The following is a 12,186-nucleotide window of genomic DNA, read 5'->3' as shown; positions in this document are numbered from 1 at the left end:
CCCTTCTTAAAAATACGAAAAATCCTTAACCTCCAAATGCGGCAATTAAGGATTTTGTTTGTTTTGGTTTATTCTTCTCAGCTAATAACTCCAACATAAAATGAAATGGCATATTCAAAACTTCGTTGATATCTTTTCCATCCTTTATCAAATCAAGGACGAGTGTGTCCATATATTCTTTTTGCTTGGCTGGTGAAAAGTCCTCATCCGTTAACGTTTCTTCGCCAAGAACTTTTTTGTTTCATCTGTCTGCCTTCCTTCTGCTACAAACATAATTTGTTCTTGTAGTGTTTGGATAGCGTCTGGCGCATGAAGACCATTAAACAGCTGCTCTTTGGTAAATTGATTGTTATAAATTCTTGTAGCAACAAAGTTTAATAACTTATCAAATAATTCTTTCTCTGAAGTTGCCGTTTTTTCTTTTTCACTCTTATCAATTTCCTCTGTCATATCAATAGCTTCATATACAACAGAGAAAGGGATAAATACAGGAGTAAGGAACTTTTCTGTTACTAATTCCCCTTCTTTAACTTCTTTGACTAGCTCAATCATATTTCGCTTTAAATTTGCCATTTAGTATCCCTCCAAAATAAAAAGAACAGGAATTAATCCTGCTCTTTAATAAGTACTTTCCTAATATTATTTTTAGTTGATGCTAATTCATTGATTCTGTCTTCTTCCACAACAGCATCAGCTCGTCTTGGATAAATATCACCTTTTATATAAATCGTGTTATTGTCCTTTAAATCTCTAAAGTCATGGACAACTACATATCCCTTTTTAGGTTTTTCCTCCTCTTTGATTTCTTCAACTAACTCATTGTTTGTAGTTTCCTTTGGTTCTTCTGCCTGCTGTATTTCCAAGTAATCTTTTACTTCTTCTTTTTTAGATCTAGCCATTTACATTACGCTCCTTCCGGTACTGTTGTTTCAGTTGGATATGCTTTGCCAAAAATTTTCATAAACAAAGCATCACGATTTGTTGTAGAACCTTTTTTATCTGTTGCAAAAATAACAGATTTCTCTTTTGTGAAACCAGTAACTTCACGATCCATAAATTGAGCTTCGATTTCTTCGGAAGTAAATTCTGCACTATCTTCTTTTGTTTGCCCTTCAATGTTAGGGCGTGTAAATATCCCTTTTGGTAAACCAACATACTCACGAGATCCATCTTCAAATGTCTTGGCGAATACAACAGCCACATATGGTGAATAATCTTCACTTCCCATAGATGTCAGTCCATCAACTACCTCCAAGCCCAAAATTCGTTGCTTATCCTCAGTTGGAATTCTATGGAAGGCTGCTGTAACAGTGATATCACCACTTGAAACTGCCATTTCGGCTGTTTTATTATCTCCATATGCTTTTTGTATTTCCTGTGGCATTTCAACACTGATATTTTGTAAGAATTTTACTCTTTCGATATATGACGCTACAATACCATCGCCTACTTCTCCATAATAAAATTCGTCAACACCGGTAGATGAACGATAGCTTTTTTCTTCTGCCAAATTAATCACTCCTCTTTATTTAGTGAAACTGACACTGCAATTGTGTCAAAATCTTCTCTGTATAACTTTCCACGGAAACGTCTGGCTTCACGGAAAATTCCTGAATCATATTCAGATAGTCCACCATTCTGTCTAAAACCAAGCTTCCACAGAACTTGATGAACTCGTTCTCCTATTTGTCTAGTGGTTGTCCTGTTTTTTGTCCAAACCTCAATTTGATAAAGACAATCATATGTTAGCCATGTGTCATCAGCGAAATCAGATGGCTCAGGAACGTCTAGTGGATCAATAATAATATAGGGTTCTTCTACATTCCCGCTCTCTGGATACTCGTAATACTTAATCCTTCTAGATGCTTGTTCAGCAATGAATGCATCTGCAATAAGAGCGTTATAAATTTTAGCTAGGACATCCATTAGAGACCTCGCCTCAATTCTCGTTTTACTGTTTCTCGGTATGCATTCTCTGCATTCCTCATCGCTCTTGCAATGGCACCTTTTCCTCGCGTATTTGGATTTTTTACTGTTCCCCATTCATTCAAATGGATTATCCTATATCTCCCCTTCGGTCCCTTCCAATGGATTTTAACTGTCCTTGCTCCACCAACTGTCATAGGCTGAGATATCGTTATTTCCTCAATGGATTCACCAGTATCTTTAAAAGTCTCGAATTGTTGTTTTAGTTCCCTAACAAATACATTTGCGCCAGCCAATAAGGCTCTATCCACAATTTGTTGTGTCCTTTGTGAACCAAGTCGTCTCATCAATTCCCTTTCAAGTTGGCTATTCCCTGTAACACTAACTCCCATTAAGTTCACCTACAATCGTTATGAACCCAGTGTTCTGCAAGTCAGGCTGTACTTGTTTAACGTTGTATCGTTTCCCTACATATTCAGGGGCATCAATATCCATATAATGCTTATTGGTAGGGATGTAACCAGCCTGTGGATTACGGATAGTAATGGTTAGATCAGATAAAGTACCATTCGACTTAGCAAGCTCTAAATCTTTCATCCACACATTATCCACTTTTGCCCAAGCTGTATATAAAAGTTTGTCTTCTCCCTCTCCTGGCTCTGGGCCATTATTGGGAGCATATTGATAAAACCTTATTGGTGTACGTAAATCACCGGTATTAGCACGAGGTGGTGTGTATTTAAACGGCTGCATCTGGATCACTCTCCTCCGGTATAAGAGAAAGTGCAAGACCGGTTATTTGACTTAGAAAGTTGTTCTCGAAATACTCCAAAGCATCGTTATAGACATATCTGGTTCGTTCAAAAACTAACTCCTTTGCTCTATTGTCCGTCTCCTCATTTCCGTAAATATCAAATTCACCACAGCTATTTTTAATGGCTGAAACAGAAAAGGACAACAATCTTTTTAGGTTGCTGTCCTCCATGCTATTTGTAATATGCATTCTGTCTTTAAATTCTTGGAGTAGTTCTTCCTTGACTTCCAGCCCCAATCAAATCAACCCCTTATGCTCCTGCAGGTTCTGTTGTAGCTACATTCAATGTATAAATAGCTGCTGCTTTATTGTCATCAGCTTTTCCAAATGCAAATTGCTTTGCTGTGAAAAGGTTGCAATCTTCTATAGCTAATGTTTGGTCGAATTTTTTAATTTCAACTCCGCCGCCTGTATATGCATCATAACGGCTGTTTACAAAAGCCAGTAATTCACCTTGAGTTTGGAAGACAGATTCCACAATACGCAAGTTAAATGGCAGCACTGTTACGTATACTCCATTTGCATTTAAGAATGTGTATAGTGCTTTTACATCCCAAGCGTCAACAGGGTTTACAACCAACACCACTTTTCCAGTAACATTAACTGCTTTACCATTTGATTTTGTTGATAGGTTTTTCATAAGTGCTGATAATTCTTTTACCGTTACCTCTGGAGTAGCAAAAGTTAAAGTGTCTTTAATGGATTTTTTAGCATGTCCTTCTGTTGGACTAACTGAAGCTTCTAAATCCCTAATTAAACCAATTGGTTCATCTTTAGCCGGACCTGCACCATTAATAAAGGCTTTTTCCAAAGCAACTGCAAATGTTTCTTTAATTTGAGCGCGAACATAAGCTTCAACCCACGCTGGGCCAAACTTCTCCAGGTCTTTTGGAAGTACAACAAACGCAGTTAGTTTGGATTGTGAAATATTTTCTTCAGTAAATGTTGCATCTAGCTGGCCTTTGATTTCTCCAAAGACTTTACCCCAAACAGCAGCACCTTCTGTTTCTGATTTAATAATACGAGTAAGAAGACCAGCGTTTTGCAGGTTAATTTCTGCCAATAATGGATGATCTGTAGTTAAATCCTCAAAAATTCGGTCTACCGTTGTTTCTGGCAAAATAACATCAGAAGTGAATCCATCTGACTGAACAACTTCATTAAAGAACTTGATTTCTGTGGATGTTAAAACATTTGCTCCACGAGCTGCCAATACACTACGATCCGCATTTTCAATAGAGATTTGAGCAGTAATTTGGTTTTTCAGGGAATTTACTAGCTCCGCCTGCATTTCATTCCATGCTGTTTCAATTTGCTCTGGTGTAGAAGCTTCATTCTTCACAACCTCTGCATATTTCTGTTTTGCATTTTCATAACCCTCAGTATGATTGTTTAATTTAATTGGCATTCTTTTATTCCTCCCAGTTTCAATTAATTAAAAAATGAACCCTTTACGTTTCTGCGCAACTGCAGGAATCGGGGGTTCATTTGATGGTGGTTCAATATTCGCTTTTAAATTATTTGTTACTGAATCAATAATTTTTTGCATTTGTTCATCAGTTAATGCTGATGTTGATTGTGGGTTTTGATTCCCTTGTAAAACCACAATCTTATTATTGAATTCCTTGGCTTTATTCTCGAAGATGGTTGATTCTACCTCTTCGGGAACAGAGTCCACAATTTCATCAATTAAGCCACTTTCTAGAGCTTTTGTTGCTGACAGGTATGTTTCATTATCCAATAACTTTTTCGCTGTGCTGGCGTCAATTCTGTGGGTATAAGAAGCTAATACAGACTCATTTATACTTTCTAAATCGTCAGCTACTTTTCTTAGCTTCTTTGCATTACCCATAGCATAAGTCCAAGCGTTATGCAGCATTAATTGAGTGTTGCTGTAAGCGCGAATAACATCGGCACCCATTACAATTACGGATGCAGCACTAGCAGCAATTCCAGTAATTGTTACAGTAACGTTGCCTTTATGTCCCCGAAGAGTGTTCATAATATCAATGCCCATAAAGACATCTCCACCATAACTGTTAATTTCAAGCTCGATATCCTCGTCTTCTTTAATGGATCTCATTTTATAATTGAAATCATAAATACTGGAATTCCAACTGATAATGTCTCCCTTTATTTTATGTTTCATTCTTTCTCACCTCCTTCAACTGCACCTATGCCTTGGTAATTTTTCGTAATAACAAACTCGTCTAGTTCAGGATTATCTGAACGTTCCATACCAAACAACTCCCTCACCTCATTTCTATTGAATGCGCCAGAAGCAACAAGCTTATCAACTGCTTCCGCTTGCTCAATTACGTCTCTTTCTGTAAGTCCAAATACTTCAACTCTGTCTCCCTTGAGATAGTCGTCTTTTTCTAATAACTTCGCATTAAGTTCGTTTTTAATTTTCTTTAGAAAAGGGCCAATGCAAAATCTTACATATGCTTTTATACTTGTTTCATATTCAGCTAGGTCTCCATGAATTAAAGCATTGGGTATACCTAAAATATTTGAAACATCGTCAATTAAAGATCTCTTTAACTTTGTTAGTTCCTCCACAGATTGACCGTTATTCTCTCCGCTATAGACTTCGTTATAATCAAAACCCTTCAACTTTGGAACCAAGGCAACTGAGTTATTTTTAAAAGAACTAAAAAGTTTATCGATAAAATTCTGTAGTTTAGTTTGTTTGTCCTCATCCAGTGCCTGTGTTGCATCAACCCCCACAGTTCCACGGATTTGGTTTTTCCGAAGGCTGACTTCTAACATTCTGCTAAACAAATTAGCATAATCATCAAACATTGCATCCATATATTTAGTTAATTTTTCATTATTGTAAGTAATGTAAATAACCTCATCCATGTTAAATGACCGTTGAAATGTATAATCTTTGACTGTTACATCACTAAACTTGTCTGGAAAAACAGCATATTCTTCACGATAAAAACTATCCGCAATCAAAAAATCATCCGTATCAGTCTTTATTACTAATACTTCATTTTCATAAATCAATGTATGGATAAATTTCTGCCAGAAGTCTGCAGCACTTTGATCAGTATTAGGTCTAACATTTAATAGATAATCCCAATTATTAAACTCGCGCTTTTTATTTTTCATGAACCTAAACTCAGATTGACTAATGGTTCTGCCAATAAAATTTATACATGTTTCTAACGCCATCTTTTTTAAATAGGCGCGGTGAGTGGTTTCATTTGCAAAGTCCAAATCATATAGCCATTCCAATTCGCTATTACGCTTTAATACATTACTTATCCAACCCATTTACATAATCACCCCCTCCCTAAAAGTTCAATGCACTTAAAACGTCTAATGCATCTGAAACATCGTAATCCTCTAAATCTCTTGAAGCCCACACTGCATATAGAAACATCATAAAACCATCCGTTTTCCGTTTAACTTCTTCTTTTTTACGATATACTTTGTTACCGTTAGGAAGCCGCTTAACAAGTACATTGTTTATATACCAACGCATTAATGGATTATCCCCGAAAACAACTTGCTCATTTTCAAAAGCAATTTCTATCCGTGGAGCTAATAACCCACTAGCAGCATCTGGATTTCGTATAACTTCAACCTCAAAACCACATTCCTCAAAGATTGGTTTAAGAACATCCATCTTGAAGTTATCTCCGATAATTTTTTTAATGTTCCAACCCTCTTCTCGTTTTGTTACAAACCACCTAACTACTAAATGCGGATCCATAGTCTCAATGTCTAAGACAGTCAAAAGACCATCATTTTCCCACTCACGAATTGGAGCGAATTTCCGATGGTCTTTCTTATTATTATTCTCAGACTTATTCTTGCTATAGGCATAATGTTTATCAGCAAATGGCTTGCATACATATGAGTGAGTTAATTCCTTAGGTATAAAGAGAATGTCATTCTTTTTAAAAAACAATCCCGCTGATACAAAGTCTCGAACTGAAGCATAGTCTAATGACCCAATACATTCACGTTTTTTTAACTCATCTAAATTATATGATTGATTAGTTGCTTTGATTTTCGACCAAGACGTTACACTCTTTTCCAAATCCACTTTTGGCAAATTCATCCGTTTTGTAACAAACTCTTCATAACCATCAGGATTATGTTCCAATTTGTTATACTGTTTCACTACCGTTCTTAACAGTGTTTTTGCATAACTCGTTAATGGTGGATGAAATTGCGAATTTGCCTTTTGCCACATTTCTTTATTATGCATTTCTTCCTCTTCATCCAAACAACACATGAAAGGAAATAATCCATCGTCACGAATACTTACTGATCCATTTAACAGATTATCCGCTCTTTCTAATAACTTATCCAAGAATCCTTCGCGGACATATCCATCCGAACCGACATAAAATATTCTTGGATTCCGCACCTTACCTAGACCCGATGTAAAGACATCAACTGTGGACGAGTTTTCATACTGGTGAATTTCTTCAAAAATTACACAACCATCACGCAATCCATCTTTGGTATTTGCATTAGAAGTATGATATTGAAACTCAGATTTCGTGATTCTAGATTCAATTAAAGCCTTCTTATGGCGAAAGTGAGATTTCAATCTGTCATCTTTATCAATCGTGTTAAACACTTCTGTAAATGACATCTTCGCTTGCTTTTCACTGTTTGCAACAACAGATACATTGTAATTATTTATACCATGTAGCTCACTAATGAAATAATTCGCTAGTGTAGAAATACGACCTGTTTTCCCACCGCCGCGACCTTCGTAATCTAAATGTTCATCAAATACTAAAGAACCATCATTGTAATACAAAAAGATAAAACAGGTTTTAAATTTCTGTGTCAATGTAAGTGGGAAATAATACTTTTCTGTGAACTGAATATAGCTTTCGATTTGTTCCTCATCAAAATACATATCCTCAGAAGTAAGTATGTCACGTTCAATCAACTCAATTAACTTAATACGTCTTTTGTTTAAAGTGATATCGCCATTTCTCCACTGGCGAATATACTCTTCAACGTAGCTATAAGTAATCAAATTAAACTACCACGCTTTTGTTGGCCATCCACAGTTGGTGCAGGAGGAGGAGCAGGCGGTGTTTTCAGTTTAAATTTAATGGATTTCTCAAGAGCAATCTTCTGAGCATTTATTTTCATTTTCTCATTCATACTGGGATGGCTCTTTATGAATTTTTGCTTCCCATTTTCAATAGTTATACTTACTCCATCGCGATCAATCACTGTATCACATTCTGCATCTAATTCATGTAGCCGAATTAAATCATTTATTTTTTTTACTTCCAGCAAATCATCATTATCAATTCGTAATAATAATTGCTTTCTTAATTCATCTAGGTTTATTTTATCCATACTACCCCCTCCCCCCTACACCCCTAATGTGAAGGACTTGTTTTTTAAATATTTTTAGACGGTTAGGGCCTCCTACCGGTCCCCGCCAACAAAATAAACCCTCCATCCTGAGATGGGGGGCTATATCTTTTTCACGATTCAATGACTTTATCTTGTTTAATGGAATTACATTGCCTATGCGCTAACTTCACGTTGTCCCATTGATGTAATCCTCCGTTAGCAATTGGAATCACATGGTCAATAGATGGGTAGCGATTTCCGGCAATGAAGTAATCTTCATTAGTAACAATAAAGTCATTGTAATCAACATATTCATTACAGAGATGACAAACACCTTTGTCTCTTTCGTATAACTTATCCAATGTAATTGAATAATTTATTTTCCCATTCTTATTCAGACGTTTATCTTTATTGATTCTTCGTTTTCTATTGTTAATTCTTCTGTTCTTTTTATAACCCTCACACTTGCACTCTTCGCTACAATATTTAAAACCAGTTTCATTCTTTTTGAGTATGTATTGATTACCACAATAGGAACAAAACCTAATCCTGCTACTTATAAGATTAAGAGTGTTTACTAATCTAACAATCTCTTTATCTTTTCGATTCATATCGCTCAAAAGATTTCGTTCTTTTCGTTGCTCTAATTCATGTTTCGTTCTGCATTCAATAGAACAATGGCTGCGTTTTATATACTCTTTAAATACTTTTCCACATTGCTTACATGTTTGGTCATGCCCTCGATGTTTCCCGTTGTATTTTCTCCTACAACTGTCACTGCAAAACTTGGCTTTAGTACTATTCATCCTTTTTGTGTTTCCGCAATTGTTACAGGTAATTAAAAAAATCTTTTCCTTTGTATTTCTTTTTCCTCTTTCTCCATCTAAATTATTTAATCTACAAAAGCTCCTTACTTGATCTCTTTTTACTTTCAACTCATTAGCTATAGCAACATAGCCATTACCACTTAATCGTAATTTTTTAATTTGTTCCTTTTGTTCTAATGTTAATGGCATTTACCTCATCTCCAATGCAATACTTAACCATATATATATTGTACAATAAAAGTATTGCACTTACAATATAAGTATGTTATTATCTTATTATTGCTAGGAGGAAACCTAATGAAAAAAAGAATTACGTTTACTCTCGATGAAGAGCTAATTGAACAACTAAAAAAGATTTCAGAAGAAACAATGATACCTCAAGCGAGATTAGTCGAACAAGCTATCAAAGAAGTAATTGAGAAGTATAATAAATAATGCCCTTTGAGTACAACTCAACTGCGGTCCTAAAAAATTTCAAAGCCTTAACGGCAAAGGAAAAGTCACCATTTATTATGGTGACTTTTTACGTTCACTACCACCGTTCATCCTTTGCCCATTTATTAGGCATCTTATTAAAACCAAATCGATTATGCCGTAAATTATGGTGATGTTTACATAAAGTACGCAAGTTATTTAGTTCCTCTGCTAACTCCGGATTGGTTTCTATTTCTGCAATATGGTCGACCTCCAACGTAACATGCTCTTTAGTTGTGACCTTTCCTTCATCTCGACACCATACACATTCATAGTTATCACGTTCTAAAGCTTTTAACCTCAGAGACTCCCAACTTCTCGACTTATAGAACTTACTCTTTTGTTCCTTGGTTTTATATTCAGTCACACGCGTGACCTTTCACTCTACGCTCTATTCTGTTAACGATGCAACCAGGTTCAACATGTTCAATCAAATATGTTAGTCCACCAACATTATAGTCAGTAGTTGATTCCCAATGAAATGATATCTCTCGTTTGAGTTTAATCTCTTCACCTTTGTAGAATACTTTTGGTACTCCATTCTCTTCATCCAGTTCAATACTTAGAAGAGGTACTTTCTTCACTCCATCAACAGTTAAATGTTTACTTATAATTTCAGAAACATTACGAGTAAATTCTTTGATTGCTGCTTCAGAATCAAGTCCTAGATTAACTTTCATTTTCTTCACCCTTCTTTCTCCAATTGAAATCATTAAACCAATTCAGTTATAGATTCGGCTTCTCCATACGTGAGACCAAACACTTTTACTTTGCTATTCATAACATGGACAAGTTCATCACTGTATGCATTGTTATAGAACTTTTCTTTAGCATCAAAAGATACTTTCGGAACTGCAATTACTTCTTGGATTCCTTCTGCTTCTATTCCTACAAAAACAAAAGAAGCACCATTTTCACGTGCTCCCTTAAAAGTATTAGTTAAATGTTGTTTAGTTAATTTCATTTTGATACACTCCTTCTTTCTCAAAAATAAAAAGACACCTAAAATAGGTGCCTAACTGTTAGTTGCTAAAAAGTATATTGTTTTTGCGAATCCTAATAGAGTTTGTATGGTTTCTACATCTTCAACTGTTGATGTTATTTTATTCATAACACTTCTATATTTACTTTCAACAACTTCCTCTGTATCACCTGTACTAATAGCAAGTATCTCGGTGATCAATCCTAATACTTCTTCCTGTTGTTTATTATTTGTTTTGAGTAATTCAACAACAACATCTAAACCTTTTGTATTTTCATTAATGCTTCTCAACAATTCCAAAGACTCATTCTGATAATCTATCACTCTTTGTTTTTCCAACTCCTTTTCTTCCCACTGCTCTTCCAATGCTGCTTCTAGTTCTGGACTAATAGTTGGTGGTTCAAAGGTTGGTGGTACAATAGGTTTAACATTTAATTTTATTCCTTTGAAAATATTATCGCTCATTTAATCTCCCCTTTCCTCCTAATTATCAGAGAAAGGAAATAAGTGGACAATCTTTATATTTCGTCAAATAGCGACATTACTTTCTTCTAATAGCTCCACCACGGCCACGACTATATCTACCCCTGTCCATGCCCATAATGTTAATCCAATCAACCTTTTCTTCCTTAGGCTGCTGTTTCTTTCTTTTCTTTTTCTTCCCCATCTTTCCAAGCTGCTTTAATTGTTCTGTTTTAAGATGATCTTTAAGTTTCATATCATCACCTTCTTATTAGTCTGTCAGACTGCCAGAATTGGCGTATTTCGCGTTTTATTTAATCTTTCGACTAAATAGTCACAAACATAGAAAAACGCTCCTATAAAGCTAGGAACGTTTCCTTTTTAATAATCAATATGTGAGTAAGGATTTGCACCTTACATAGTTAACATCTCATTCGGTTGCGCCTCTAAGTAACAGATATTTGAGTGGGCAAAAGCAAAGTTAACCTTACCGAATTGTCGAATGTGTTTAAAACATTCTAAGCGTCTACCTATTCCGCCATCACATATTGTTCTTTTAAATATTTTCTTGATGATATAAATATAACATGTGTAAAACCTAATATCTTAAAGCTTTGTTAAATAATTTTTCTATAATTTTTAAAATAAATTGAAAGCTACTCGTCTTTTGTTACAGCGATATTTAAGTTAAGTGCTAACCGATAAAAAGCTTTCCAACGTATTTTGTTATACGTTACATGGCTAATTGGTGGTTGGAACTTAAAGCAATATACATTGTGGTCTGTTAAATACTCCGATTCATTCGTCATATAACGTTCCTCAATTAGAAATCGTTCCATCTTAGGCAACCTTGCTACAGCTCTTTCTACTCGATTACAAAAGTTTTTTCTATATGCTTGTTGATCTGCGTTGTATGTAGCAATGTTAGAAGTCTGGTCACTCGTTTCATTAGTTGGACCATGGTATCTTGGTTCTGAACTAGCTGTAATGCTCGCTTCTCTTTCCTCAAACTCCAAGTACTTAAATAGTCGATATTTCTCTAATTCGCCTTCCACAGCTAATTGTGTGGCTTTTCTATCTATTTCAGGAAGCACAAAGGACAATTGATTCAACATGACTCCCCCCATTTAGTGGTATAATTAATTTGCTGATTAATTAAGAGATGGGAGAAATCCTGTCTTTTTTTATTCATCATCTTTAACTAAAACTTTTGCATCTGCCCATTCTGCCCCACAAGATATACATACTCTATCTCCAGCAAGTTGATTAATTCAGCTAATTCTTGATTAGATTTACCCCAAGTATTATCCCTAAGGAATTTTTCTTGTTCTCCAGTAAATAATCTAACCATT

At 35.4% G+C, this 12,186-nt stretch carries 22 protein-coding genes; 1 reads left to right on the top strand and 21 read right to left on the bottom strand.

Going from position 1 to position 12,186, the window contains the following annotated elements; translation table 11 throughout:
- Positions 1-25 precede the first annotated feature (25 nt).
- The 14 genes from gpGT to M3600_RS07590 form a co-directional block, all read right to left on the bottom strand.
- Entirely contained in the window at positions 26-172 is a 147-nt protein-coding gene (gene gpGT, locus M3600_RS29325; RefSeq protein WP_275009152.1) for a phage tail assembly chaperone GT, read from the bottom strand.
- Positions 173-210: 38 nt separating this feature from the next.
- Positions 211-573, bottom strand: coding sequence for a phage tail assembly chaperone G (gene gpG, locus M3600_RS07650; protein WP_251645233.1), 363 nt, complete (start codon positions 571-573; stop codon positions 211-213).
- Between the two features lie 32 nt (positions 574-605).
- Positions 606-899 carry a hypothetical protein gene (locus M3600_RS07645; protein ID WP_251645231.1) on the bottom strand — a complete coding sequence of 98 codons (294 nt, stop codon included), beginning with the start codon at positions 897-899 and terminating at the stop codon, positions 606-608.
- Positions 900-904: 5 nt separating this feature from the next.
- Positions 905-1,510: a major tail protein gene (locus tag M3600_RS07640; protein WP_251645229.1), complete on the bottom strand. Its 606-nt coding sequence runs from the start codon at positions 1,508-1,510 to the stop codon at positions 905-907.
- A 5-nt stretch (positions 1,511-1,515) separates the two neighbouring features.
- Complete coding sequence (locus M3600_RS07635; protein WP_251645226.1) at positions 1,516-1,926, bottom strand: hypothetical protein; 411 nt, start codon at positions 1,924-1,926, stop codon at positions 1,516-1,518.
- Positions 1,926-2,318: a hypothetical protein gene (locus M3600_RS07630; RefSeq protein WP_251645224.1), complete on the bottom strand. Its 393-nt coding sequence runs from the start codon at positions 2,316-2,318 to the stop codon at positions 1,926-1,928. The genes M3600_RS07635 and M3600_RS07630 overlap by 1 nt, the downstream gene beginning before the upstream one ends.
- Entirely contained in the window at positions 2,308-2,679 is a 372-nt protein-coding gene (locus tag M3600_RS07625; RefSeq protein ID WP_251645222.1) for a phage head-tail adapter protein, read from the bottom strand. Before M3600_RS07625 ends, M3600_RS07630 begins: the two co-directional genes overlap by 11 nt.
- Positions 2,666-2,971 carry a phage gp6-like head-tail connector protein gene (locus tag M3600_RS07620; protein WP_396953796.1) on the bottom strand — a complete coding sequence of 102 codons (306 nt, stop codon included), beginning with the start codon at positions 2,969-2,971 and terminating at the stop codon, positions 2,666-2,668. Before M3600_RS07620 ends, M3600_RS07625 begins: the two co-directional genes overlap by 14 nt.
- A gap of 19 nt (positions 2,972-2,990) precedes the next feature.
- A complete protein-coding gene (locus M3600_RS07615; RefSeq protein ID WP_251645220.1) occupies positions 2,991-4,148 on the bottom strand; it encodes a phage major capsid protein in 1,158 nt (385 codons plus the stop codon).
- Positions 4,149-4,175: 27 nt separating this feature from the next.
- On the bottom strand, positions 4,176-4,889 hold the full coding sequence (locus tag M3600_RS07610; protein ID WP_251645218.1) for a head maturation protease, ClpP-related: 714 nt from the start codon (positions 4,887-4,889) through the stop codon (positions 4,176-4,178).
- Complete coding sequence (locus tag M3600_RS07605; RefSeq protein ID WP_251645216.1) at positions 4,886-6,025, bottom strand: phage portal protein; 1,140 nt, start codon at positions 6,023-6,025, stop codon at positions 4,886-4,888. Before M3600_RS07605 ends, M3600_RS07610 begins: the two co-directional genes overlap by 4 nt.
- 19 nt (positions 6,026-6,044) lie before the next feature.
- Positions 6,045-7,757 (bottom strand): terminase TerL endonuclease subunit, encoded by a 1,713-nt coding sequence (locus tag M3600_RS07600; RefSeq protein ID WP_251645214.1) that lies wholly within the window; start codon positions 7,755-7,757, stop codon positions 6,045-6,047.
- Entirely contained in the window at positions 7,754-8,089 is a 336-nt protein-coding gene (locus M3600_RS07595; protein WP_251645212.1) for a terminase, read from the bottom strand. The genes M3600_RS07600 and M3600_RS07595 overlap by 4 nt, the downstream gene beginning before the upstream one ends.
- A gap of 131 nt (positions 8,090-8,220) precedes the next feature.
- A complete protein-coding gene (locus M3600_RS07590; RefSeq protein WP_251645210.1) occupies positions 8,221-9,105 on the bottom strand; it encodes an HNH endonuclease in 885 nt (294 codons plus the stop codon).
- Between the two features lie 108 nt (positions 9,106-9,213).
- On the opposite strand from M3600_RS07590, the gene M3600_RS07585 reads away from it, so the two are divergent.
- Positions 9,214-9,351 (top strand): ribbon-helix-helix domain-containing protein, encoded by a 138-nt coding sequence (locus M3600_RS07585; RefSeq protein WP_251645208.1) that lies wholly within the window; start codon positions 9,214-9,216, stop codon positions 9,349-9,351.
- A 97-nt stretch (positions 9,352-9,448) separates the two neighbouring features.
- Here the strand turns inward: M3600_RS07585 and M3600_RS07580 are convergent, their stop codons facing one another.
- The 7 genes from M3600_RS07580 to M3600_RS07550 form a co-directional block, all read right to left on the bottom strand.
- Positions 9,449-9,757, bottom strand: a complete 309-nt coding sequence (locus tag M3600_RS07580; RefSeq protein ID WP_251645206.1) for an HNH endonuclease — start codon at positions 9,755-9,757, stop codon at positions 9,449-9,451.
- On the bottom strand, positions 9,750-10,079 hold the full coding sequence (locus M3600_RS07575) for a hypothetical protein (RefSeq protein ID WP_251645192.1): 330 nt from the start codon (positions 10,077-10,079) through the stop codon (positions 9,750-9,752). The genes M3600_RS07580 and M3600_RS07575 overlap by 8 nt, the downstream gene beginning before the upstream one ends.
- A 23-nt stretch (positions 10,080-10,102) precedes the next feature.
- Positions 10,103-10,354: a hypothetical protein gene (locus M3600_RS07570; RefSeq protein ID WP_251645190.1), complete on the bottom strand. Its 252-nt coding sequence runs from the start codon at positions 10,352-10,354 to the stop codon at positions 10,103-10,105.
- A gap of 51 nt (positions 10,355-10,405) precedes the next feature.
- Complete coding sequence (locus M3600_RS07565) at positions 10,406-10,837, bottom strand: hypothetical protein (RefSeq protein WP_251645189.1); 432 nt, start codon at positions 10,835-10,837, stop codon at positions 10,406-10,408.
- Positions 10,838-10,913: 76 nt separating this feature from the next.
- Complete coding sequence (locus M3600_RS07560) at positions 10,914-11,090, bottom strand: hypothetical protein (protein WP_251645187.1); 177 nt, start codon at positions 11,088-11,090, stop codon at positions 10,914-10,916.
- A gap of 400 nt (positions 11,091-11,490) precedes the next feature.
- Entirely contained in the window at positions 11,491-11,949 is a 459-nt protein-coding gene (locus tag M3600_RS07555; protein WP_251645185.1) for an ArpU family phage packaging/lysis transcriptional regulator, read from the bottom strand.
- Positions 11,950-12,035: 86 nt separating this feature from the next.
- Positions 12,036-12,185 carry a hypothetical protein gene (locus M3600_RS07550; RefSeq protein WP_251645183.1) on the bottom strand — a complete coding sequence of 50 codons (150 nt, stop codon included), beginning with the start codon at positions 12,183-12,185 and terminating at the stop codon, positions 12,036-12,038.
- Position 12,186 lies beyond the last annotated feature (1 nt).

It is taken from the genome of Niallia sp. MER 6 (assembly GCF_023714395.1).
GTDB lineage: Bacteria > Bacillota > Bacilli > Bacillales > Cytobacillaceae > Niallia.
The sequence above is the reverse complement of the archived record's forward strand: the minus strand, read 5'-3'. Positions and strand labels throughout refer to the sequence as shown.